Source organism: Streptomyces thermocarboxydus, from assembly GCF_024760485.1.
Classification (GTDB): domain Bacteria; phylum Actinomycetota; class Actinomycetes; order Streptomycetales; family Streptomycetaceae; genus Streptomyces; species Streptomyces cellulosae.
Genome location: NZ_CP058273.1, coordinates 3171187 through 3194717, shown reverse-complemented (window position 1 = coordinate 3194717; position 23531 = coordinate 3171187). Strand labels below are relative to the sequence as shown.

The 23531-nt window shown below is 72.2% G+C and carries 24 protein-coding genes and 1 riboswitch; of the genes, 12 read left to right on the top strand and 12 right to left on the bottom strand.

Annotated features, from left to right (window positions below; genetic code table 11):
• Positions 1-27 precede the first annotated feature (27 nt).
• The gene (locus tag AY578_RS14595) at positions 28-957 is read left to right on the top strand and encodes a carbohydrate-binding protein (protein ID WP_215188844.1); all 930 of its coding nucleotides are present in this window, start codon (positions 28-30) and stop codon (positions 955-957) included.
• Positions 958-1020: 63 nt separating this feature from the next.
• Here the strand turns inward: AY578_RS14595 and AY578_RS14590 are convergent, their stop codons facing one another.
• From AY578_RS14590 to AY578_RS14575, 4 genes are all read right to left on the bottom strand, one after another.
• A complete protein-coding gene (locus tag AY578_RS14590; RefSeq protein WP_258902449.1) occupies positions 1021-1404 on the bottom strand; it encodes an SH3 domain-containing protein in 384 nt (127 codons plus the stop codon).
• Positions 1405-1470: 66 nt separating this feature from the next.
• Positions 1471-2400, bottom strand: a complete 930-nt coding sequence (locus AY578_RS14585; protein WP_019523935.1) for a 1-phosphofructokinase family hexose kinase — start codon at positions 2398-2400, stop codon at positions 1471-1473.
• Positions 2401-2517: 117 nt separating this feature from the next.
• Entirely contained in the window at positions 2518-3681 is a 1164-nt protein-coding gene (gene nagA / locus AY578_RS14580; RefSeq protein WP_258902448.1) for an N-acetylglucosamine-6-phosphate deacetylase, read from the bottom strand.
• A complete protein-coding gene (locus tag AY578_RS14575; protein WP_258902447.1) occupies positions 3681-4652 on the bottom strand; it encodes an ROK family protein in 972 nt (323 codons plus the stop codon). Before AY578_RS14575 ends, nagA begins: the two co-directional genes overlap by 1 nt.
• Positions 4653-4767: 115 nt before the next feature.
• Between AY578_RS14575 and AY578_RS14570 the strand changes: the two genes are divergently transcribed.
• Both AY578_RS14570 and AY578_RS14565 read left to right on the top strand, forming a co-directional pair.
• Positions 4768-6036, top strand: a complete 1269-nt coding sequence (locus AY578_RS14570; protein WP_037953895.1) for an extracellular solute-binding protein — start codon at positions 4768-4770, stop codon at positions 6034-6036.
• A gap of 16 nt (positions 6037-6052) precedes the next feature.
• A complete protein-coding gene (locus AY578_RS14565; protein WP_019523931.1) occupies positions 6053-6289 on the top strand; it encodes a DUF3263 domain-containing protein in 237 nt (78 codons plus the stop codon).
• 115 nt (positions 6290-6404) lie between these two features.
• On the opposite strand, the gene otsB is transcribed toward AY578_RS14565, so the two are convergent.
• The 3 genes from otsB to AY578_RS14550 form a co-directional block, all read right to left on the bottom strand.
• Entirely contained in the window at positions 6405-7265 is an 861-nt protein-coding gene (otsB, locus tag AY578_RS14560) for a trehalose-phosphatase (RefSeq protein WP_019523930.1), read from the bottom strand.
• Between the two features lie 10 nt (positions 7266-7275).
• Positions 7276-8664 (bottom strand): alpha,alpha-trehalose-phosphate synthase (UDP-forming), encoded by a 1389-nt coding sequence (locus tag AY578_RS14555; RefSeq protein ID WP_215188757.1) that lies wholly within the window; start codon positions 8662-8664, stop codon positions 7276-7278.
• A gap of 145 nt (positions 8665-8809) precedes the next feature.
• A complete protein-coding gene (locus AY578_RS14550; RefSeq protein ID WP_019523928.1) occupies positions 8810-9778 on the bottom strand; it encodes a glucosyl-3-phosphoglycerate synthase in 969 nt (322 codons plus the stop codon).
• 136 nt (positions 9779-9914) lie between these two features.
• Positions 9915-10062, top strand: a riboswitch (SAM riboswitch).
• Positions 10063-10079: 17 nt separating this feature from the next.
• Between AY578_RS14550 and thrC the strand changes: the two genes are divergently transcribed.
• The 6 genes from thrC (at position 10080) to AY578_RS14520 (ending at position 17390) form a co-directional block, all read left to right on the top strand.
• Entirely contained in the window at positions 10080-11369 is a 1290-nt protein-coding gene (thrC, locus tag AY578_RS14545; RefSeq protein WP_019523927.1) for a threonine synthase, read from the top strand.
• A 114-nt stretch (positions 11370-11483) separates the two neighbouring features.
• Entirely contained in the window at positions 11484-11759 is a 276-nt protein-coding gene (locus tag AY578_RS14540; protein WP_019523926.1) for a ubiquitin-like small modifier protein 1, read from the top strand.
• A gap of 430 nt (positions 11760-12189) precedes the next feature.
• Positions 12190-12393, top strand: a complete 204-nt coding sequence (locus tag AY578_RS14535; RefSeq protein WP_004986573.1) for a cold-shock protein — start codon at positions 12190-12192, stop codon at positions 12391-12393.
• A gap of 355 nt (positions 12394-12748) precedes the next feature.
• Positions 12749-14371: a chaperonin GroEL gene (gene groL, locus AY578_RS14530; protein WP_019523925.1), complete on the top strand. Its 1623-nt coding sequence runs from the start codon at positions 12749-12751 to the stop codon at positions 14369-14371.
• A gap of 220 nt (positions 14372-14591) precedes the next feature.
• A complete protein-coding gene (locus tag AY578_RS14525) occupies positions 14592-15719 on the top strand; it encodes an NADH:flavin oxidoreductase (protein ID WP_215188758.1) in 1128 nt (375 codons plus the stop codon).
• 189 nt (positions 15720-15908) lie between these two features.
• On the top strand, positions 15909-17390 hold the full coding sequence (locus AY578_RS14520) for an MFS transporter (protein ID WP_215188759.1): 1482 nt from the start codon (positions 15909-15911) through the stop codon (positions 17388-17390).
• Between the two features lie 113 nt (positions 17391-17503).
• Here AY578_RS14520 and AY578_RS14515 read toward each other — a convergent pair whose 3' ends face one another.
• Positions 17504-18073 carry a hypothetical protein gene (locus AY578_RS14515; RefSeq protein ID WP_258902446.1) on the bottom strand — a complete coding sequence of 190 codons (570 nt, stop codon included), beginning with the start codon at positions 18071-18073 and terminating at the stop codon, positions 17504-17506.
• Positions 18074-18208: 135 nt separating this feature from the next.
• On the opposite strand from AY578_RS14515, the gene AY578_RS14510 reads away from it, so the two are divergent.
• The gene (locus AY578_RS14510; RefSeq protein WP_258902445.1) at positions 18209-18838 is read left to right on the top strand and encodes a hypothetical protein; all 630 of its coding nucleotides are present in this window, start codon (positions 18209-18211) and stop codon (positions 18836-18838) included.
• Between the two features lie 39 nt (positions 18839-18877).
• Here the strand turns inward: AY578_RS14510 and murQ are convergent, their stop codons facing one another.
• Positions 18878-19813, bottom strand: a complete 936-nt coding sequence (gene murQ, locus AY578_RS14505) for an N-acetylmuramic acid 6-phosphate etherase (RefSeq protein ID WP_258902444.1) — start codon at positions 19811-19813, stop codon at positions 18878-18880.
• 86 nt (positions 19814-19899) lie between these two features.
• Positions 19900-20835, bottom strand: a complete 936-nt coding sequence (locus AY578_RS14500) for a MurR/RpiR family transcriptional regulator (protein WP_019523919.1) — start codon at positions 20833-20835, stop codon at positions 19900-19902.
• Between the two features lie 56 nt (positions 20836-20891).
• On the opposite strand from AY578_RS14500, the gene AY578_RS14495 reads away from it, so the two are divergent.
• Both AY578_RS14495 and AY578_RS14490 read left to right on the top strand, forming a co-directional pair.
• Complete coding sequence (locus tag AY578_RS14495; protein ID WP_026243691.1) at positions 20892-21281, top strand: DUF8819 family protein; 390 nt, start codon at positions 20892-20894, stop codon at positions 21279-21281.
• Positions 21278-21568, top strand: a complete 291-nt coding sequence (locus AY578_RS14490) for a DUF4031 domain-containing protein (RefSeq protein WP_019523917.1) — start codon at positions 21278-21280, stop codon at positions 21566-21568. The genes AY578_RS14495 and AY578_RS14490 overlap by 4 nt, the downstream gene beginning before the upstream one ends.
• Here AY578_RS14490 and AY578_RS14485 read toward each other — a convergent pair.
• Positions 21550-22608 (bottom strand): GNAT family N-acetyltransferase, encoded by a 1059-nt coding sequence (locus AY578_RS14485; protein ID WP_258907343.1) that lies wholly within the window; start codon positions 22606-22608, stop codon positions 21550-21552. The two genes, AY578_RS14490 and AY578_RS14485, sit on opposite strands and share 19 nt — an antisense overlap.
• A 34-nt stretch (positions 22609-22642) precedes the next feature.
• The gene (locus AY578_RS14480; protein WP_258902443.1) at positions 22643-23305 is read right to left on the bottom strand and encodes an HD domain-containing protein; all 663 of its coding nucleotides are present in this window, start codon (positions 23303-23305) and stop codon (positions 22643-22645) included.
• Positions 23306-23531 lie beyond the last annotated feature (226 nt).

Here is a 23531-nt window from a genome sequence, read left to right as displayed (position 1 = left end):
CCCGATCCGCAGCTAGGAGCACAGGGGATGACGCCCGGCAACAACGGCGCGAGCACGCCCGAGGACGACGACCCGTTCGGCTATCTGTACGCCGACGGGCAGGCCAACGGAGCCCAGCCGCCGTCCGGGGGTTACGGCTACCCGAACTCGGTGAACCGGGTGCGGCCGGTCGGTTCCCGCCAGTACGGCCAGCAGGGGCCCGCCCCGCAGGCACCGCCCCAGCAGGGCGCCTTCGGCCAGCCCAGCGCGCACTACGCCGCGCCGGAGACGCTGCCCGGGGGCGCGCCCACCGCACGCACCCAGCCCTCCCGCGGCGGCCGTGGCGGCGGCCCCAACACCAAGGGGCTGCTGATCGGCGCGATCGCCGTGGTCGCGGCGGTCGTCATCGGCATCGGCGTCGCCATGCTCAGCGGTGACGACGACGACAAGGGCGGCAACGAGGCGGGGCCGTCCCCGACGGCCACCCAGCAAACCGGCGAGCCGAGCCCGTCGTCCTCGGAGGAGGACAAGGAGGAGGAGCAGTTCAAGTCGCCGACGATCGACGCCAAGGCGCTCCGCCTGTCGCCGGGCGTCACGACCGCCTCGGACGTCGAGGGCGCCCAGTCCGACGGCGGCATCTACGTGACAAACCTCAACCAGCCGGGAGCCTCGGTCACCTGGACCGTCGACGGCATCCCGAAGGGCGGCCCGTACACGGTCTTCTTCCGCTACAGCACGGCCGACGAGCCCCAGTCGATGACGCTCACCGTCAACGGCAAGCCGTTCGGAAGCAAGCTGAACATGGACAACTTTGCCGAGGCCAAGGGCGGCGACTTCTCCAAGGGCTGGACCAAGACCTACGCCTGGCCGACGCTGAACGAGGGCACCAACACCATCTCGCTGTCCTGCGGCGACGGCGACAAGTGCAACGTGCTGCTCGACCAGGTGTGGATCAAGGAAGGCCAGGTCAAGGAGTAGGCAGCAGCGGAGATGCGGAGGCCGCCGGTGTGCAGAACACCGGCGGCCGCTGTGTTGAAGCTGTCAGAGGCGTCCGACCTCAACGCACAGAGCAGCGACCCACCCGGTCTTGCCGGCCCAGCGCACCTTCAGCCAGTCGTTGTCGGTGGGGCCACCGGACCAGCAGGTGTACGTGCCGCCGTTGTTGTTCCGCGTGCACCTCGACGCACCGCAAGGAACTCTGGTGTCAGGGTCCTTGATGGTCACGATCTTGGCAGCCGAAGTGCTGGCGGCGGCCCGTATGTTGAAGTCGTGGCCGTCCTTCTGCCAGGCGCCGGCCTGGATGTTCTCCGCCGAGGCGGTGGACGTGGTGGTGACAGTGAGGGCCAGACACGTCATGCCTACCGCGGCAAGCTGCCTGAGTACCGTCGACTTTCGCATGTGTTCCCCCTGCGAGAGCTTGATCATTTGGTCGCTGATGATCTTATGAGCTACACAGGTTGGGCGCAGGGTGCATTTCGGTCGCAGTTGATCTCAAGCCGCCGTGGCCACGCCCGTGACCGTGACCGTTGTCAGGAACCGGTCGTAGGCCGCCCGGTCGAAGTCGCCCGCTGTGGGGGAGAGGACCGTCGCCGCCGAGAGGGCTGTGGCGCGGATCAGGCGTTCCGGCCAGGGGCGGTGTTCCACCAGGGCGGACAGCAGGCCCGCGACGGCCGCGTCGCCCGCGCCTGTGGGGTTGCCGGTCAGCGGGGCCGGCGGGGTCGCGCGCCAGCGGCCCTCCGGGGTCACCGCGAGGAGGCCCTCCGCGCCCAGGGACGCGATCACCGTGCCCGCGCCCCGGCGGCGGGCGTCCTGGGTGGCGCGCAACGGCTCGTGGGAGCCGGTGAGTTCGGCCAGCTCCTCCGTGTTGGGCTTCAGGAAGTCCGGCCGCCCGGCCACCCCGCGGCGCAGCGCCGCCCCGCTCGTGTCGAGCAGCACCGGTACCCGGGCCGCGCGGGCCGTGCGGCACAGTCCCGCGTACGCGCCGACCGGGACGCCCGGGGGCAGGCTGCCGCACAGGGCCACCGCCGAGGCGGACGCCAGCAGGTCCTCGTAGACCTCCTGGAACGCGGACCACTCGGCGTGGGTGATGTCCGGGCCGGGCTCGTTGAGATGGGTCGTGGCGCCGGTGCGGTCGTCGACGAGGGTGACGGTGCGGCGGGTGGCGCCGGAGACCGGGAGCAACGCGTCGGTGAGGCGCGGCACTTCGGCGAGGCGGTCGCGCAGGACGCGTCCCGTGGGGCCGCCCGAGAAGCCGGTGACGGTCACCTCGTGGCCGAGCGCGGCCAGTACCCGGGCGACGTTGACGCCCTTGCCGCCGGGGCGTTCCAGCACCTCGGAGACCCGGTGGGAGGCGCCCGTCCGCAGGGACGGGACGCGATAGGTGATGTCGAGAGCGGTGTTCAGCGTGACCGTGAGAATCACCGGGCCGACCTCCCCCTCTTGCCTGCCTTCCGTGGCCCCGGGGTCACGATCATGCCAAAAGGAAGGCGGTCGGCCCACCCCCGGGAAAGGCCACTGTGGGCCGATCCCGGGGACGGATCAGACCAGTTGGGGCGCGACCGCCCATTCCCCCTTGCGCATGACGCCGACCAGCTCGAAGGCGTCGTCCAGGACGACCAGGTCGGCGTCCTTTCCGGGCTCCAGAGAGCCGATGCGGTCGGACAGGCCGAGCAGCCGCGCCGGGTTGGCGGAGACCGCCGCGACGACGTCCTCGACGGGCAGCCCGTCCACCGTCACCGCCCGCTTGAAGGCGCGGTCCAGGGTGAGCGTGGAGCCCGCGATCGAGTTGCCCTCCACCAGCCGGGCCACGCCGTCCGCGACCTCGACCTCCAGCGGGCCGAGCATGTAGCGGCCGTCGCCGAAGCCGGCCGCGTCCATCGCGTCGGTGATGAAGGCGACCCGGTCGCGGCCCGCGTGGTGGAACGCGAACTGCAGGGCCGCCGGGTGCAGATGCGTGCCGTCGTTGATCAGCTCGACGGTGACCCGCTCGTCCTCCAGCAGCGCGGCGATCGGTCCGGGGGCGCGGTGGCCGAGCGGCGGCATCGCGTTGAACAGGTGGGTGGCGACGGTCGCGCCCGCGTCGACGGCTGCCACCGTCTGCTCGTAGGTGGCGTCGGTGTGGCCGACGGCGGCGATCACCCCGTGCTCGACGAGCAGCCGCACGGAGTCCAGGCCGCCGGGGAGTTCGGTGGCGAGCGTCATCATCCGGGCGTGGCCGTGGGCCGCGTCGATCAGCTTGCGGACCTCCGCCGGGTCGGGGTCGCGCAGCAGCGTCTCGTCGTGGGCGCCCTTGCGGCAGGGGGAGATGAACGGCCCCTCGAAGTGGATGCCGGCGATGTCGCCCTGCTGGGCCAGCTCCGCCAGCATCCCCGCGTGCCGCGCGAGGAAGTCGAGGTCGCCGGTGACGGCGGAGGCGACCACGGTGGTGGTGCCGTGGCGCAGATGCGTGCGGACGCCCTGGAGGACGTCCTCGGCGGTGCCGCCGGCGAAGGACACCCCGCCGCCGCCGTGGTTGTGGATGTCGACGAAGCCGGGGACCAGCCAGTGGCCGCGCAGGTCGACCGTCCCGGCCGTCCCCTCCGCGGGGGACGTGCCGGGCTCCGTGGCCGCGATGCGCGTGCCCTCGACGGTCACGCGGGCGTCGTCCACGGTCCCGGTGGGCAGGACCACCCGGGCACCGGTGAGAACCTTGGTGGGGGCCATCAGGTGGTTACCTCCGAGGGGTCAGTGGTCTCGGCCGAGGGATCGGTGGTCCCGGTCCCGATCAGGTCCCAGGCGAGAAGTCCCGCGCCCAGGCATCCGGCGGTGTCCCCGAGGGCCGCGGGGACCAGGGACGGCAGCTTCTGGAAGGTGACCCGCCGCCGGACGGCCTCCCGCAGCGGTGTGAACAAGGTTTCCCCCGCCTCGGCGAGCCCGCCACCGATGATCAGCGTGCGCGGGTCCAGCAGGGTGAGCGCGGTGACCAGCCCGTCGGCGAGCGCGTCCACCGCCTCCTGCCACACCCGTACGGCCCGCTCGTCGCCCGAGGCGACGGCCTTGGCGCAGTCCGCCGCGTCCGCGTCCGGGTCGCCGCTCGCCTCGGCCCACGCCCGGCTCACGGCCGACGCGGACGCGTACCGCTCCAGACAGCCGCGCTGACCGCACGGACACTCCGTGCCGCCGGGCCGTACGACGATGTGGCCGATCTCGCCGGCGAAGCCGTGCGCGCCGGCCTCGACCTTGCCGTCGATGCCGATGGCGCCCGCGATGCCGGTGCCGAGCGGAACGAAGAGGAAGCGGTCGGCGCCGCGCCCGGCGCCGATGCGGCCCTCGGCGAGGCCGCCGGTGCGCACGTCGTGGCCGAGGGCCACGGGGACGCCGCCGAGCCGCTCGGAGAGCAGGGCGCGCAGGGGCACGTCGCGCCAGCCGAGGTTGGCGGCGTAGGCCGCGACGCCCTCCGCCTCGTCGACGATGCCGGGCACGGCGACGCCGGCGGCCGAGGCCGGTTCGCCGTGGGCGCGGATGCCGTGGGCGCGGAGCTCCGCCGCGAAGCCGAGGATGCCCTCGACCACCGCGTCCGGGCCGCGCTCGCGGCCGGTGGGACGGCGGGCCTGGTGCAGCAGCTCGCCGCCCGCCCCGACCAGGGCGGCCTTCATCCCGGTGCCGCCCACGTCGAGGGCGATGACATGTTTCACGGGGAACAGTGTGGCCCGTGGACCCACAAGAGGTCTAGTCCACTCACGTGGTGTAGACCTTAATCCGATTATCGGAACTACGGATGGCGCGCGGCGCCGGACCAGGGGAGAGCACGTGCGAGGGCGGGTCAGGACAAGGACGATCGCGGCGGTGTCCGCGCTGGGACTGGCAGCGGTCCTGAGCGGATGCGGGGTCGGCGGCGATTCCTCCGACGTGACCCTCACACTGGTCGCCGCCGACTACGGCAACGGCGCCGCCGACAGCAGCAAGAAGTACTGGGCCGGCCTGGTCGAGCGGTACGAGACCGACCACCCCGACGTCGACATCGACGTCAGCGTCTACTCCTGGAACGACGTCGACCGCAAGGTCAAGGAGATGGTCGACGCCGGCAGCCCGCCGGACATGGCCCAGATCGGCGCGTACGCCGACTACGCCTCCCAGGGCCTGCTCTACCGCGCCGGCGACCTGCTCTCCATCCCCGTCCAGGCGGACTTCCTCTCCCAGCTCTCCGGCGCGGGCGAGCTCAACAGCGTGCAGTACGGCATGCCGTTCGCCGCCTCCACGCGGCTGCTGTTCTACAACAAGTCCCTCTTCGCCGAGGCCGGGCTCACCCCGCCCGAGACCTGGGACGAGCTGGTCGAATGCGCCGAGGCGCTCAAGGCGAACGGGGTGAAGTTCCCGTACGCGCTCCCCCTCGGCCCCGAGGAGGCGCAGGCCGAGACCCTCCAGTGGCTGCTCAGCGGCGACGGAGGCTACACCGACATCGGCGGCACCTACGGCATCGACTCCACGGAGAACGTCGAGACCTTCAGCTGGCTGCGGGACGAACTCGTCGGCAAGGGCCTCACCGGGCCCGTCGCCCCCGGCAAGCTCGACCGCGCGAAGGCGTTCCAGGCGTTCGCCGCGGGGGACGTCGGCATGCTCAACGGGCACCCCTCGCTGATGGAGATGGCGAAGAAGAAGGGCGTGAAGTACGGCATGGTGCCGATCCCCGGCGCCGACGGCGAGACGCCCTCCACGCTGGGCGTCGCCGACTGGATGATGGCGTTCGAGAAGAACGGGCACCGCGACGAGATCGGGGACTTCCTCGACTTCGTCTACAGCGAGGAGAACGTGCTCGACTTCTCCCGCGAGTACGACCTGCTGCCGGTCACCAACTCCGCGTCGCGGGCGATGGCGGCGTCGGGGCAGGACAAGGAACTCAAGCCGTTCCTCGACCAGTTGCCGCTGTCGCAGCTGTATCCGGTGGGCAAGACGTCGTGGGCCGCGGTGAACGCGGCGATCAAGCAGAAGATCGGGCGGGCCGTGGAGCCGGGGGGCAGCCCTGAGGACGTGCTGGGGGAGCTGCAGGCGGCCGCTGTGCGGGCGGACAGCGCGGGGTAGCGGTTAGCCTGCCGGCATGGGTGAGGGTGAGGAACTGGGCGAGCTGGAGCGGGCGGTGCTCGCGCTGGAGCGGCGGGGGGTCGTGTCGCCCGGGGTGAAGGAGCGGGTGATCCGGGAGGAGTTGGGGTTGGTGCCGGTGCGGTACTACCAGCTGCTGAACGCGCTGCTCGATGATCCGCGGGCTTTGGCCCACGATCCCGTGACGGTGAACCGGCTGCGGCGGGTGCGGGAGGCGCGTCGCGGCGAGCGGTGACATACCCGACCCCGGGGCCCCGCCCCGGACCCCGCTCCTCAAACGCCGGAGGGGCTGATTCCAGCCCGCTGGCCAGGGACGGGACGGGAAGGGGCGGCGGGGGCGGAACCCCTCGTCAGGGGAGCCGGGCCGCCAGCGCCCGGAGCAGCCGGACCACACCCGCCGGCCCGTCCACCACCAGGTCGGCCCGGTCACGCAGCTCCGTGACCTCCTCGCTGCCGCTGCACACCAGCACCCCCGGCGTGCCTGAGGCACGGAGCTTGTCCACCGCCGTGAAGGCGGCGAGGTCGCCCAGGTCGTCCCCGGCGTACAACACCGACCCCGCCCCGATCTCCCGCGCGTACTCCAGCAGCGCGACCCCCTTGTCCATCCCCGGCGGCCGCAGCTCCAGCACCAGCCGCCCCGGCTCCACGACAAGACCGTGCCGCGTCGCGAGGTCCGTCAGCGGAGCGCGCAGCGCCTCGAAGGCGGCCTGCGGGTCGGACGCCCTGCGGGTGTGGACGGCGACCGCGCGCCCCTTCTCCTCGATCCACGTGCCCTGCCACGCCCCCACCCGGTCGAGCAGCCCGGGCAGCTCCGCGCGGGCGGCGGCGACGCCGGGGTGCGGGGCGGGGGCGGTGACGGAACCGGTGACCGCGTCCCAGCGCTCGGCGCCGTAGTGGCCGAGCACCACCAGGTGCTCGAGACCGGGCACGCCCGCGAAACCGCCGTGCCGTACGGCGACACCCGGCGGGCGACCCGTCACGACCGCCACCGAGGCCACCTTCGGGGCGAGCGCGGCGAGCGCCGGCACCGCGTCCGGGTGGGCGCGGGCCTGCTCGGGGTCGGGCACGATCGGCGCGAGCGTGCCGTCGAAGTCGAGCCCGATCAGCGCCTTGCCCGGGTGGGCCAGAAGCGCGTCGAGTCCGTCCCGCCCGGCCTGCGTGGAGGGCGTCGGCAGGTCGCCGGGGTCCGTGGAATCCGTCTGACTGGCCATGCGCCCCAACCTATCCACGCAGCGCTTCGAGCTGGTCCAGGAACCACCGCGCCGGCGGCAGCGCCGTCGCCGCCGCGGCCAGCCGCTTGCTGCGTTCCGTGCGGTCCTCGGGACGCATCGACAGCGCCTCGTGCAGGGCCTGAGCCGTCTGGACCACGTCGTACGGGTTGACGGTGATCGCGTCCTCGCCGAGCTCCTCGTGGGCGCCCGCCTCACGGGACAGCACCAGGGCGCACCCCGCGTCGGAGACCAGCGGGACCTCCTTGGCGACCAGGTTCATGCCGTCGCGGATGGGGTTGACGAGGGCCACGTCGGCCAGCCGGTACGCGGCCAGCGAGCGGGCGAAGTCGTCCTTGACGTGGAGCACGACCGGGCGCCAGCCGGGGGTGCCGTACTGCTCGTTGATCTCCTCGGCGACCCGCTGCACCTCGGCCGTGTAGTCGCGGTAGACGGCGAGGTCCTGCCGGGACGGGTAGGCGAAGGCGACGTGCACCACGCGCTCGCGCCACTCGGGCCGGTCGTCGAGCAGCCGCCGGTACGCCAGCAGGCCGCGCACGATGTTCTTGGACAGCTCGGTGCGGTCGACCCGGACGATGGCCTGGCGGCCCTCGCCGATCTCCTCCCGCAGGGCTGCCATCCGCTCGTCCACGTCCGCCTCGTGCGAGCGGGCGCGCAGGAAGTCCGCGTCGGCGCCCAGGCCGTGCACCCCGATGCGGGTGTCGCCGAGCCCGCCCGCGAACCGCTCGCAGCACGTGGTGAACGCGTCCGCCCAGCGGCGGGTGAGGAAGCCGAGCCGGTCGGCGCCGAGCATGCCGCGCAGCACCTGCCGCGCGATGTCGTCGGGCAGCAGCGCGAAGTACTCGGGAGGCGCCCACGGCGTGTGCGAGAAGTGCCCGATGCGCAGGTCGGGGCGCAGCTCGCGGAGCATGCCGGGGACCAGGGTCAGGTGGTAGTCCTGCACCAGCACGGCCGCGCCCTCGGCGGCCTCCTCGGCCAGCGCCTCGGCGAACGCGCGGTTGTACGTCTCGTACGACGCCCACTGGCGGCGGAACTCGGCGTCGAACACCGGCTCCAGCGGAGTCTGGTACAGCATGTGGTGGACGAACCACAGCACCGAGTTCGCGATGCCGTTGTAGGCGTCCGCGTGCACGTCGGCCGGGATGTCCAGCATCCGCACGCCGTCCACCGCGACGCCGCGCCGCACGGCCTCGCGGTCGCCGTCGGACAGTGCCGAGCACACCCACAGCGAGCCCGATCCGGAGCCGATGGCCGAGAGGCCGGAGACCAGTCCTCCGCCGCCCCGCTTGCTCCTCAGCGAACCGTCGTCCGCGACCGCGTACGACACGGGCCCCCGGTTGGAGGCGACCAGCACCTGAGCTGCACCGAAGCTTGAAGCCATACGCCTCAACCTAGCCCGGCCCCCCGGGCCTCAAACGTGCCGGTGCGTCACACCGGCCGGGCGTGGACGAGGTCAGGCCACCCGGCCGCACCGGGCCGGCCGGCGGGGTCGGGCCACCCCGGGGGCACGGGGCGGCCCGGCAGGGTCACGCCACCCGGCGCGCGTGGTACTCCGCGATGTCCGTCATCGGCGGCCGCTCCTCGGTGTCCACCGAGTACGTGCGCGGCTCGAAGGCGTCCCCGGTGCGCTCGAACTGGGTCAGCGAGGGCCGCAGCAGATGTGCGCGGGCCAGCCGCAGCTGGGCGGTGCGGTAGATCGCGGCGGCCATCCGGCCCAGCGCCTGCCCGTCCTGGTGCCGGTGCTTGCGCACGCCCACGTCCACCTGCGCCAGCGCGTCCAGGCCCACCAGGTGCAGCGCGTCGACCAGCATGCCCAGCTCGACGCCGTACCCGACGGGGAACGGGAGCTGTTCCAGGAGACTGCGGCGGGCCGCGTACTCGCCGCCCAGCGGCTGCACGAACCCGGCGAGCTGCGGCCAGTGCATGTTGAGCAGCGGGCGCGCCATCAGCTCCGTGACCCGGCCGCCCTGTCCGGCGCCGGCGCCGGTGGTGCTCCCGTCGGCCCGGGTCATCGGCCGGTCGTACATGGCCTTCACGAGCTGGATGCCGGGGTCGGTGAGCAGCGGGCCGACGACGCCGGTGACGAAGTCGGAGGAGAAGTCCTTCAGGTCGGCGTCGACGAAGCACACGATGTCGCCGCGGGTGACCAGCAGGGACCGCCACAGCACCTCGCCCTTGCCGGGCACGGCCGGTATCCGGGGCAGGATCGAGTCCCGGTGCACCACCCTCGCGCCCGCCGCCGCGGCCACCTCGGAGGTGCGGTCGGTCGAGCCGGAGTCGATCACCACGACCTCGTCGACCAGCGGCACCTGGAGCACCAGGTCGTGCCGGATGACGGAGACGATCTCCCCGACGGTGGCCTCCTCGTCCAGCGCGGGCAGCACCACGCTCACCGACTGTCCCGAGGCCCGTTTCGCCGCCAGGACCCGGTGCAGGGGACGGTCGGCGACCGACCAGGAGCGCTCGATCAGCCAGCGCTCGACTTCTTCCAGCACGGTCCGGGCTCCTCACTGGCCGGTGATCCATCTCGGGGTTCGGACGGCTCGCTCCGCCGTCCGGGCCTTCGGTTACAGTCTTGAACAACGCCGACGGGCCCCGCATCCCGGGGTCGCACGGCGCACAACTGAACACCGCTCATCCAGAGGGGCAGAGGGATACGGCCCGATGAAGCCCCGGCAACCCTCCAGTCGGTTCCTGTCACGCGGACGTGGCGAGGCTCCCGGCTAGGGAAGGTGCCAAATCCGTCTCGCGGCGAAGTGCGTCGTGAGGAAGATGAGGAGAAAGGGCCTCGCCTCCATGGCTGTGCAGACTGTTGCAAGCACCACCGACTCCGCGAACTCCGTAGACCTGGGTCCCGCCGCCGCGCTGTCCTGCCGCGAGTGCGGCCACCGTGTGCCCCTCGGCCCCGTCTTCGCCTGCGAGGAGTGTTTCGGCCCGCTGGAGATCGCCTACGACTTCTCCGGGTACGACACCGAAGAGCTCCGCAAGCGCATCGAGGCGGGTCCTGCGAACATCTGGCGCTACGCGCCGCTGCTGCCCGTCCCCGCGGACGTGGCGACCAAGCCCAACCTGAACCCCGGCTGGACCAAGCTCGTCCAGGCCGACAACCTGGCCCGCGAGCTGGGCGTCACCGGCGGCCTCTACGTCAAGGACGACTCCGGCAACCCCACGCACTCCTTCAAGGACCGCGTCGTCGCCCAGGCCCTGGAGGCCGCGCGCGCCTTCGGCTTCACCACGCTGTCCTGCTCCTCCACCGGCAACCTGGCCGGCGCGGTCGGCGCCGCCGCCGCCCGGGCCGGCTTCCGCTCCTGCGTGTTCATCCCGCACGACCTGGAGCAGGGCAAGGTCGTCATGGCCGCCGTCTACGGCGGCGAGCTCGTCGGCATCGAGGGCAACTACGACGACGTGAACCGTTTCTGCTCCGAGCTGATCGGCGACCCGGCCGGCGAGGGCTGGGGCTTCGTCAACGTCAACCTGCGGCCGTACTACGCCGAGGGCTCCAAGACCCTCGCGTACGAGATCTGCGAGCAGCTCGGCTGGCGCCTGCCCGACCAGCTGGTCGTCCCGATCGCCTCCGGCTCGCAGCTCACGAAGATCGACAAGGGGCTGCAGGAGCTGATCAAGCTCGGGCTCGTCGAGGACAAGCCGTACAAGATCTTCGGCGCCCAGGCCGAGGGGTGCTCGCCGGTGTCCACCGCCTTCAAGGCGGGGCACGACGTCGTCCGCCCGCAGAAGCCGGACACCATCGCCAAGTCGCTGGCGATCGGCAACCCGGCGGACGGGCCGTACGTGCTGGACATCGCCCGGCGCACGGGCGGCGCCGTGGAGGACGTCACGGACGCGCAGGTGGTCGACGCGATCAAGCTGCTGGCGCGCACGGAGGGGATCTTCGCGGAGACCGCGGGCGGGGTCACGGTCGGCGTGACGAAGAAGCTGATCGAGGACGGGCTGCTGGATCCGTCCCTCACGACCGTGGTGCTGAACACCGGGGACGGGCTCAAGACGCTGGACGCGGTGGCGGGGACGGGGCTCACGGCGACGATCCGGCCCAGTCTGGAGTCGTTCCGTGAGGCTGGGCTCGTCTAGCAGCTTCGTTGCCGTCCGCGGGCCAGTGGGGGTTCTTCGCGCCCACGCGGCGGTAGCCGCACATCGAGCACGGCCCCGCGCCCCTGAGTACGTCATCCGACCGGAGGTTCAAAAGTGAGCGTTACCGTCCGCATCCCCACCATCCTGCGCACCTACACGGGTGGCAAGGCCGAGGTCGTCGCCGAGGGGGCCACCCTGGGCGAGGTCATCCAGGACCTGGAGAAGAACCACACGGGCATCGCCGCCCGCGTCCTGGACGACCAGGGCAAGCTGCGCCGGTTCGTGAACGTGTACGTCAACGACGACGACGTGCGCTTCGAGCAGGGGCTCGAGACGGCCACCCCCGAGGGCGCCGGCGTCTCGATCATTCCGGCGGTCGCCGGAGGCTGATCATTACCTTCGGTAATGACCGTTACCGAGCGTTTATGGCATTGCCCCCTCCGTGAGAGATGCGGAGGGGGCAATTCCATGGGGTTGAGCGCGGTAGAGTTGGGGAACGCGCTCCCGATCCGAAGATCGGGAACCCTGAATTCCTGCCGCAGACCCGACTGGATGTAGCCAAAGTGCGGGCTCCTTTCGCGGCTTTTGTCACCTTTGCCCGGCCCGACTTGCCCTGAATTCTGGCGAATTCTTGCCACATTCCGGACCGGTGGCGTCCAGATTTCTCGTCCGATTGACCTGTTGCAGACGGCAGTTGGACAGATACATTCAGCCGCGGTCGACGCGTTCCGGCGCACGCCCCCAACCGTTGGGGGGTGAGGTCTGACCCGGGTCCGCGAAGTGTGGATCTGTGCAAGGGCCAGTAATAGGGGAGTTAGGCATGGCTCAGGGCACCGTCAAGTGGTTCAACGCGGAGAAGGGGTACGGCTTCATCGCGGTCGACGGTGGTGCGGATGTTTTCGTCCACTACAGCGCCATCCAGATGGACGGCTACCGCACCCTTGAAGAGGGCCAGCGGGTCGAATTCGAGATCTCGCAGGGTCAGAAGGGCCCGCAGGCCGACATGGTTCGCGTCACCGCCTGAACGCGCTACCAGCCGCACGCGACATCTTCTGCCGGCGACAGGGCCCGCACCCCCCGGGGTGCGGGCCCTTCGTCGTGCCCGGACCCGGCGTGTTCGCCCGCGGCTGAGTGGGGGCGCAACCCCTTGGTACATCTGGCGCGCACGCCTACGCGCCGCCGAAGCGCCTTGCACTCTCGGGGGTCGAGTGCTAATCATTGGCGTTAGCACTCTGAAGGTGAGAGTGACAACGAAGGACCGGGTCGGTGAGGCCCGCCAGGTCAGGTGGGGCAAGGAACCACCCGGCCGGCGAGCCGTCCGTCGCGGGCGCGGGCGCGGTCCGAAGGAATCACCCCCAGTCCTGGAGGGACCACTTCACATGGCCAAGATCATCGCGTTCGACGAGGAGGCGCGGCGCGGCCTCGAGCGCGGCATGAACCAGCTCGCGGACGCCGTGAAGGTGACGCTCGGCCCCAAGGGCCGCAACGTCGTCCTCGAGAAGAAGTGGGGCGCCCCCACGATCACCAACGATGGTGTCTCCATCGCCAAGGAGATCGAGCTCGAGGACCCGTACGAGAAGATCGGCGCCGAGCTGGTCAAGGAAGTCGCCAAGAAGACGGACGACGTCGCCGGTGACGGTACGACCACGGCGACCGTTCTCGCCCAGGCCCTGGTCAAGGAGGGCCTGCGCAACGTCGCCGCCGGCGCCAACCCGATGGCCCTGAAGCGCGGTATCGAGAAGGCCGTCGAGGCGGTCTCCGCCGCCCTGCTGGAGCAGGCGAAGGACGTGGAGACCAAGGAGCAGATCGCTTCCACGGCGTCCATCTCCGCCGCCGACGTCCAGATCGGCGAGCTCATCGCCGAGGCCATGGACAAGGTCGGCAAGGAAGGCGTCATCACCGTCGAGGAGTCCCAGACCTTCGGTCTGGAGCTGGAGCTCACCGAGGGTATGCGCTTCGACAAGGGCTACATCTCGGCGTACTTCGCCACCGACATGGAGCGTATGGAGGCCGTCCTCGACGACCCGTACATCCTGATCGCCAACTCCAAGATCTCCTCGGTCAAGGACCTGCTCCCGCTGCTGGAGAAGGTCATGCAGTCGGGCAAGCCGCTGCTGATCATCGCCGAGGACGTCGAGGGCGAGGCCCTGTCGACCCTGGTCGTCAACAAGATCCGCGGCACCTTCAAGTCCGTCGCCGTCAAGGCCCCGGGCTTCGGTGACCGCCGCAAGGCCATGCTCGGCGACATCGCCATCCTCACGGGCGGCGAGGTCATCTCCGAGGAGGTCGGCCTCAAGCTGGAGAACGCCACCCTCGACCTGCTGGGCAAGGCCCGCAAGGTGGTCATCACCAAGGACGAGACCACCATCGTGGACGGCGCCGGCTCCGCCGACCAGGTCCAGGGCCGCGTGAACCAGATCCGCGCCGAGATCGAGAACAGCGACTCGGACTACGACCGCGAGAAGCTGCAGGAGCGCCTGGCGAAGCTCGCCGGCGGTGTGGCCGTCATCAAGGCCGGCGCCGCCACCGAGGTGGAGCTCAAGGAGCGCAAGCACCGCATCGAGGACGCCGTGCGCAACGCCAAGGCGGCCGTCGAGGAGGGCATCGTCGCCGGTGGTGGCGTGGCCCTGCTGCAGGCCTCCCAGGTGTTCGAGAAGCTGGAGCTCGAGGGTGACGAGGCGACCGGCGCCCAGGCCGTGAAGCTCGCGCTCGAGGCCCCGCTGAAGCAGATCGCCGTGAACGCCGGCCTCGAGGGCGGTGTCGTGGTGGAGAAGGTGCGCAACCTGACCCCGGGCCACGGCCTGAACGCCGCGACCGGCGAGTACGTCGACCTGGTCAAGGAAGGCATCATCGACCCGGCCAAGGTGACGCGCTCCGCGCTGCAGAACGCCGCGTCGATCGCCGCGCTGTTCCTCACCACCGAGGCCGTCATCGCCGACAAGCCGGAGAAGGCCGCGGCCCCGGCCGGCGGCGGCATGCCGGGCGGTGACATGGACTTCTGAGCCTGACCCGTCAGGTTCGGACCCGTCCGAAGACCGGAGGGCGGCACTCCCCGCACAGGGGGTGCCGCCCTTCGGCGTGTCCGGACGCCTCACAGGGTGACCGGCGTCACAGGTGCGGCCGGGGGAGGGACGGGAATGACCGTCGCGTCGCGCGGGTTCGACGAAGGGTGCGTTCCATGCACGTACACATACCGTCGAGTATCCGCGAGGAGCCCTCCTGATGACCGTCGCCGCCTCCGAGACCACCGGACGTGCCGCCGAGATCCTGGCCCGGCCGGTCGCCCTGAACGGGCTGACCGTGCCCAACCGCATCGTCATGGCGCCCATGACCCGTCAGTTCTCGCCGGGCGGCGTGCCGGGGGAGGACGTCGTGTCGTACTACGCGCGCCGGGCCGCCGCCGGGGTCGGGCTGATCGTCACCGAGGGCACGTACGTCGACCACCCGTCCGCCGGTATGAGCGACCGGATTCCCCGGTTCCACGGGGAGGACCAGCTGGCCGGCTGGGCGAAGGTCGCGGCGGCGGTGCACGAGGCCGGGGGCCGCATCATGCCGCAGCTGTGGCACGTCGGCACGGTCCGCGAGCAGGGGAAGCCGCCCTTCCCGGAGGCGCCGGCGGTCGGCCCGTCGGGGCTGCGCCTGGACGGCACCGAGGGCGGCAAGGCCATGACCCAGGCCGACATCGACGACGTCGTGGCGGCGTTCGCCAAGGCGGCGGCCGACGCCGAGCGCATCGGCTTCGACGGCGTGGAGCTGCACGGCGCCCACGGCTACCTCATCGACCAGTTCCTGTGGGCGGGCACCAACCGCCGCACCGACGCCTACGGCGGCGACCCGGTGGCCCGTACCCGGTTCGCCGTTGAGATCGTGCAGGCCGTGCGCTCGGCGGTGTCGCCCGGCTTCCCGGTGGTCTTCCGCTTCTCGCAGTGGAAGTCCGACAACTACGGCGCCCGGCTCGCCGAGACCCCGCAGGAGCTGGAGGCGATCCTCGCCCCGCTCGCCACGGCCGGCGTCGACGCCTTCCACGCGTCCACGCGCCGCTACTGGCTCCCGGAGTTCGACGGCTCCGACCTCAACCTGGCCGGCTGGGCCCGCAAGCTGACGGGCCGTCCGGCGATCACCGTCGGATCGGTGGGCCTGGACGGCGAGTTCGGCCGCGCGTTCCTCGGTGAGGGCGCCGAACTGCGCGGGATCGACGACCTCCTCGACCGTCTGGAGCGGGACGAGTTCGACATGGTCGCGGTGGGCCGCGCGGTCCTCCAGGACCCGGAGTGGGCGGCGAAGGTGCTGGCCGGCCGCTTCGACGAGCTGACGTCGTACGACGCGGCGTCGCTCACGTCGCTGAGCTGAGCTGAGCTGAGCCGAGTCCGGGCGCGGCCCGCGGACCGAGGCGCGGCACCCCTGGTCAGGGGTGCCGCGCCTTTGTGTTGCGTGCTCCATGTCATGCGACCGTCACGCACTTTTCATTTGCTTGCGTCAATCAAGGAGCATAAAGTTGCCTGAGTCAAGCAGAGACATACTCTTCCGGAGACCTCCCTCATGTCCGACGCACCCGAAGAATCCGTCACGACCGGCACCGCCGCGCCGCCGAAAACGGGTGCCGTAGTGCCCGTGCTGGCGCTCGGCGGGATCGTCGTCTCGCTGATGCAGACGCTCGTGATCCCGATCGTGGGGCAGCTGCCGCAGTATCTGAACGCCTCGGCGTCGGACGCCGCCTGGGCCGTCACCGCCACCCTGCTGGCCGCCGCCGTCGCCACGCCCGTGATGGGCCGGCTCGGCGACATGTACGGCAAGCGGCGCATGCTGCTGCTCAGCATGGTCATGCTGGTCGTCGGCTCCGTCGTCGCCGGGCTCAGCGACAGCCTCACCCCGATGATCGTGGGCCGCGCCCTCCAGGGGCTGTCGTCCGGCGTCATCCCGCTGGGCATCAGCATCCTGCGCGACGAGCTGCCCGCGGAGCGGCTCGGCTCCGCCACCGCGATGATCAGCGCCTCGCTCGGCGTCGGCGGTGCGCTCGGCCTGCCGCTGGCCGCGCTGATCGCCGACAACTTCGACTGGCACGCGCTGTTCTGGACCTCCGCCGCGCTGGGCGCCGTCGCGCTCGTGCTGGTCCTCGCGCTGGTGCCCGAGTCGAAGGTGCGGACCGGCGGACGGTTCGACGTGGTGGGCGCGGCCGGCATGGCGGCCGGACTGGTCTCCCTGTTGCTGGCGATCTCCAAGGGCGCCGACTGGGGCTGGACCAGCGGCACCACGCTCGGCCTGTTCGCCGCGGCCGTCGTCGTCCTGCTCGCCTGGGGCTTCTTCGAACTGCGCACCGAGCGCCCGCTGGTGGACCTGCGCACCACCGCCCGCCCCCAGGTGCTGATCACCAACCTCGCCTCCGTGGCGATCGGCTTCGCGATGTTCTCCATGTCGCTGGTCATCCCGCAGGTGCTGCAGCTGCCCGAGCAGACCGGCTACGGTCTCGGCCAGTCGCTGCTGAGCGCCGGTCTGGTCATGGCGCCGTCCGGCCTGGTGATGATGGCGCTGGCCCCGGTCTCCGCGCTGGTCACTCGCGCGCGGGGGCCGAAGGTGACGCTGATGATCGGCGCGCTGATCGTGGCCGCGGGCTACGGGCTGAACGTCGCGCTGATGAGCGAGGTCTGGCACTTCGTGCTGGCGTCCTGCGTCATCGGCGCCGGCATCGGTTTCTGCTACGGCGCCATGCCGACCCTGATCATGGGCGCCGTGCCCGCCTCCGAGACGGGCGCCGCGAACAGCCTCAACACGCTGATGCGCTCCATCGGCACGTCCGTGGCGAGCGCGGTCGCCGGTGTGGTGCTGGCGCAGATGACCACGCGGTTCGGCACGTACGCGCTGCCGTCCGAGGACGCGTTCCGCACGGTCCTCGCCCTCGGCGCGGGCGCGGCGCTGCTCGGCTTCGTGGTGGCGGCGTTCATCCCGAAGCAGCGGGGCGCCGCCGGGGCGGAGTCCCTCGTCACCGAGGGCGCGGACGGGACGGCGGAGCCGGCGAAGGCGTGACACCTGCGGGCGGGTGGGCGGAGTGCTCACCCGCGCCCGGACGAAACCGGCGGCCACCGTCCCGATGCCCTCGGGACGGTGGCCGCCGTTCTGCTGTCGGCGAGGGAGGCCCCTCAGAGGTTCCCCATCGGCTCGATGTCGACGTGGACGGGGTTGCCCCACACCCGCAGGACCTCGTAGTCGGTGAACTCGTGGACGACCCGGTAGGCCATCGCCGGGCGCGCGGAACGGAGTTGGGCCTTGACGAAGAGTTCCGCCTCGCGGCGGTCACGGCGGGGGGTGCCGCAGAGCTGCCACGCCTGGCCGTTCCACATCTCCGGCAGCCAGCGCTGCTGCGGTTGCGGGCGGTCGCCGCGTACCCCGTAGCGGGAGGGGGCGGGACCGGCGGGGCGGGCCTGCGGGGCCGGACCGTTGAACTCGGCGCGGCGGGCGGCGCGGCGCCGCGTCTCGCAGAGCAGGCACAGGTCCGGGGCGCTCTCGTCGACCGGCCCGGTGGGGTGCTCGGCGCAGCGCGTGGTGGGCGGCGCCGTGGTCACGGTGTCCTCCAGCAGGTCGAGCGCCCGCCGCAGGTCGTTGCGCACCTCGTGCAGCTTGGCGTCCGGGGTGTCGGCGGAGAGCGCCTCGCCGTGCTCACCGAGCACACGCAGCGCCCGGCCGAGGGCGGTGAGCTGTGCGTGGTTCATGGTGGTCTCCGTGTGGGTGGGGCCGGTGCTCCCAGCGTGCACCACGAAGCGCGGCCAGGGTGGCCCTGGTGCCGGAACGGCCAGGCCCTACGATGCCTGGTCGGACGGACGGCTGTCGAAAGGGCGGGGGAAAAGATGAGGGGGACCGGGGCGGTACCGGTGCCGGACGGCGCCGAGGACGTCCGGCCCGCGGGGGAGCGGCGCGAGGTCGGCACCTCCCTGCTGTGGGCCTTCGGGGTGACGGCCGGGCTGCTCCTGGGTGCCGCCGTCGCCGCGTGGGTCACGTGGCTGGGGGTCGTCGTCGGCCTGGCGGCCGTCGCCGTCGCGGCGTGCCTCGTGGGCGGCGCCTGGCACCGTGCAGGCGCGGCGGTCACGGTCTCCTTCGGGGGTTTCGCCCTGATGATGTTCGCGTCTCCCGCCGTGTACGAGGGGTACATGGGGGCGGTGGGCGAGCCGGTGGACGCCGTGGTCGTCCAGGTCGTCGACGAGGAGCGCCGACGGGGACCGAGCATGTTCTGCACGCTCCGGGAGCTGAACGGCGAGCGGCGCGTCCACCGGGTCTCCCAGCAGGAGAACTGCTTCGGGCAGGCGAAGGCGGGCGACCGGGTCACGATCGTCAAGGATCCGCTGGATCTCCTCGACCCGCGGATGCCGGACGGCCCGGAGCAGGAGGACAGCCGACGGATCACCCTCGCCGCCACCGTCGGCCTGACCGCGCTCGTCCTCGGCACCACGGTGTACGCGGGGCTGCGACGCCGGGGTTAGGCCCTCACCGGGGCCCACCTCTCATCGGGGGCCCGCCCCTCACCCGCCCGTGCGGGACAGCGCCGCCCGCAGATGGCCGTCGGCCTCGGCGAGGAGGCGGGCCGCCGTCGGGCCGTCCACGCCGGCCAGCAGGACCAGGATCGCGTTCTTCACTTCGCCGTCCGTGGCGGCCAGGGCGCGCTCCACCGCGTCGTCGTCCGCGCCCGTGACCTGGGCGACGATCCGGCGGGAGCGGGCGCGCAGCTTCTCGTTGGAGGCGCGTACGTCGACCATCAGGTTCCCGTACGTCTTGCCGAGCCGGATCATCGTGATCGTCGAGATCATGTTCAGCACGAGCTTCTGCGCCGTGCCGGCCTTCAGGCGGGTGGAGCCGGTGAGGAACTCCGGGCCCACGACCACCTCGATGCCGTGCTCGGCCGCCGCCGCGAGCGCGCTGTCCCGGTTGCACGACAGCCCCAGGGTGAGCGCCCCGCGCTTCCGGGCGTACGTGACGGCGCCGACCGCGTACGGGGTGCGCCCCGAGGCGGAGATGCCGACCACCGTGTCGTCGGGGGTGAGGCCGAGCGCGGCGAGGTCGGACTCGGCCAGCTCGGGGGAGTCCTCGGCGCCCTCGACCGGGCTCACCATGGCCCGGGGGCCGCCCGCGATCAGGCCGACGACCCGCGACGGGTCGGTGTTGAAGGTCGGCGGGCACTCGGAGGCGTCCAGCACGCCCAGCCGCCCCGCCGTGCCCGCGCCCGCGTAGATCAGCCGCCCGCCCCGCGCCATCCGCTCCGCGACGGCGTCGATCGCGGCGGCGATCGCCGGCACCTGCTCGGCGACGGCGCCCGCGACCGAGGCGTCCTCGGCGTTCATCAGGCGAGCGATCTCGGGCGTGGGCAGCCGGTCGACGTCCGCCAGCTCCGGCCGGAACGCCTCGGTGGTCAGGGTCTCGAGCTGGGAGCGCAGATCACGGTCGCGGGAGGCGGAGGTCATGGGCGGGGTTCTTTCGGTCGGGGCCGGCGGCTCGGAAGGGGTACGGCGGGGGCGCGCACGCGGCTCGTGCGCGGCGGGGTCCGCCCTCACGGGCCCTTGCGGGTCGCCCGGTGCCGGTGCGCCAGCGCCTCGTACGACGCCGAGAGGGCGGGCGCGGCGGCGTCGTAGGTGCGCTGGGCGACGCCCACGAACAGGCAGTCCACGACGAGCAGTTGACCCGTACGGGAGGACATCGCGGCCGGGCGCAGCTCGCTCTCGCGGGCCGTGGAGGTGGTGAGGACGTGGTCGGCGTACTGCGTGACGGGGCTGTCGGGGCGGCCGGTGACCGCGACCGTCGTGGCGCCCCGCTCGAAGGCCACCCGGAGCGGCTCGATGACGTCGCCGGTGGTGCCGGAGTGGGTGATGGCGATCGCCACGTCCCCGGAGCGCAGCTGCACGGCGTTGGTCACCGCGAGGTGCGGGTCGCTGTGGGCGTGCGCCATCAGGCCTATGCGCAGCAGTTTCTGGGTGAGATCCTGGGCGACCAGCCCCGACGCGCCGACGCCGTACACATCGGTGCGGCGGGCGCCCGCGAGGGCGGTCACGGCGGCGGCGAGCTGGACGGTGTCCAGTCCGGCGGCCGTGTCGGCGAGGGTCTGCTGCTCGTCGTAGGCGAGCTTGGCGACGACGTCGGCGATGGGGTCGTCCACGGCGATGTCGGTGGTGATCGCGGGAGCGCGCCCGGACTGCTGCTGGGCGGCGAGCCCGGCCAGGGCGAGCCGCAGGTCGCGGTAGCCCGGGTAGCCGAGCAGGCGGGCCGTGCGGACGACGGTGGCCTCGCTGGTGCCGGTCAGCTCGGCGAGGCCGGTGACCGTGAGCGCCGCGCAGCCGGCCGGGTCGTCGGCGACGGCCTCGGCGACGCGCTGCATGGAGCGCGTCATCGACGGGGCGAGCGTGCGCACCTTGGCCGCGAGGGCGGCGGGCGCGGGCGGAGCGGGTGAGGCGCCGGCGCTCCCGAAAATTTCCTTCACGTCATTGGTCACGAAATGAAAGATATTTTCGTCGCGGGCTCCTGGTCAAGAGTGCGCACAATGGGGACATGGACCCCCAGCGTGAACCCGGCCCCACTCCGCCCCTGGAACAAGCGTTGCACGCGGCGCGCGCCCTCGTGCTGGCCGACCTGATGGCGCGCGGGGTCGCCGAGGCGGACGTGGTGTCACTGGTGGAGGACTCCGTGTCGCACCGCCGCTGGTGGGTCGAGCAGTGGCCGGAGGGCGCCGGCTTCCTGGCCGGTCTTGTCGCGCAGGACGTGCAGGACGCCCTGCTCGAGCGGTACGGACGCTGGCCGCTGTGCCCGGTGTGCGGCAGCGGCGACCCGCACGCGCTGGAGATCGAGCCGGAGCTGGGCCCCGACCCGCACTGGGTGTGCCACAAGGCGGGCGTGAAGGTCGCGGCGGTCGGCGGACTCGGCGAGACGGGCGCCTCGTGACGGTGTACATCGACCCGCCCACCTGGCCGGGCCACGGCCGCCTCTGGTCCCACCTGGTGAGCGACGTCTCCTACGCCGAGCTGCACCTCTTCGCCGCAGGCCTGGGCGTGCCCCGCCGCGCCTTCGAACGCGACCACTACGACATCCCGGAGCACCGGTACGCGGACGCGGTGCGCGCGGGCGCGGTGGAGGTCAGCAGCCGCGAGGTGGTGCGGCTGCTGCACGGGGCGGGACTGCGGCGGCGCAAGCGGACGGGGCGGGCCTCGGATCAGGCGCGCAGCTCGTAGGTGATCTGGTTCTCGTGCCGGGACACCTCGGTGAACCCGGCGCGGGTGACGACCTTCTGCGACGGCACGTTGGTCTCGTCGACGACGGCCACCACGGTGTGCACGGTGTCCTGTGCGAGCGCCCACGCCGACAGGGTGCGCAGGGCCTCGGTCGCGTAGCCGTTCCCGCGGGCCTCCACGACGAGGTCGTAGCCGATCTCGACCCGTCCGTCGACGGGCGCGCTGTGGAAGCCCATCGCGCCCACCGCGCGGTCGTCCTCCCGGCGGACCAGCACGTACGTGCCCCACTCGGGGTGGTACGCGCCCTCCTCGTACTGCTTGACCCCGATGCCGGCGCCCACACGCGTGCCGTCGGCGGGGGCGCCGCCCGCCCAGGTGAAGCCGCCGTCCCCCGCGAGGGCCAGACTCGCGGCGACCGCGGGGGTGGCGCCCTCCAGGTCGAGCCGCTCGGAGCGCAGGACGGGGTTGTTGCACCAGCGCCAGCTGCTGACCGGCTCCCGCCCCTCCAATTCGCCGCGGCCGGTGGCCCACAGCAGCGTCGGCCAGGGCGCGGGGCCCGGCTTCACGCGCGGGAAGATCCGCGTCAGCACGAACTCGCAGAGCTCGGCGGGCGGTTCGTAGGCGATGCCCAGCCCCTCGGCCATGTCGTGCGTGTGCAGCAGCACCTCGGCGACGCCCATCGCGGCGAAGCCCTCGCGGCCTGCGTGCCGGAAGGGGTAGGGGTGGAAGGCGCGCACGGAGCGGGGGGTGGTGCGGACGGCGGCGGCGAGGAGGGCGCCGGTGGTGGTGATGACGTGGAGGAGGCCGGGGTTGTCTGCGGGTTCCAGGCCGTCGTCGGTTCCGTCGAGCGTGATCTCGAAGGGAACGTAGGCGTTCTGCGCCCGTCCCGCGAGCTGCCCCGCGTACGCGATCAGATCACTCGCGACATGCGCCGCCGTCTCCCGGCAGCTCCACTCCAGCCGTCCCGCCCGGACCCCCGTCCAGTCGCGGTCGGTGACCGCCCCCAGAACCGCCACGCTGTGCGCGACGGCCGCCTCCACCTGTTCCGCTCCGGATGCATGCATGACGGGGAGGTTAGGCGGAGGGCGGGGGCGGGGTCGACAGCATTTCCAGCTCGCCGCGCAGGTTGTGGCGGGCGGTGGCCTCCCAGTGCTCCTGGCCGTACGGGGTGCGGAACAGGCGCCGCAGGCCGAGGAGTTGGCGCAGGACGTCGGCGCGGCCCTCGCGGAAGGCGTCGTTCGGGACGAAGTGGTACTCCTCGCGGACGGCGGCGGCGTAGGCGGCGTACGCCGACGGCGCGGCGGCGAGGATCGAGAGGTCGGCGTCGCACAGCACCTGTCCGTCGCGGTCGGCGTCGGCGGGGTCGTGCGTCACGGTGAGCCGCACCAGCCGGGCGACCTCCTCGGTCTTCTCCGCGGACACCCCGGCCTCCGGCAGCGCGCGCTCGGCGAGCCGCGCGGACCGCTCCTCGTTCTCGGACCGGTCCGGCAGATACACGGCGTCGTGGAACCACGCGGCGAGCCGTACGACGTCGGGGTCGTCGGCGTGCTCCGCGAGCTCGTCGACGCGGTCGAGGACCGCGGTGAGGTGATCGAGCGTGTGGTACCGCCGCTGCGGCTCCTGCCAGCGGGCGATCAGATTCTCCGCGTACGGCAGGGGGTCGGGCCCCTCCGAGGAACCCCGGGCCCCTTCGAGGGCACGGACGAAACGGGTGCGGAGGTCTTGGGTGTCGGCCATGCCGTCATTCTTCCCGGTGCTGCTTCCGTGCGCCGTCTTCTCCATGGTGAGCCGCCGTCGCGGGGTTGCCCCACACCTGCATCGCGTTACCCACTGCACGCAAATGTCAACTGAATGTGACGATCGGCTTGACCGGTCGATGTCGTTCTTGGCAGCATCGGGGCAGCAAACAAAGCACGGTGCATATGGCTGCACCAGGTCCTGGGGCCGCTCCTTCGGGAGCGGC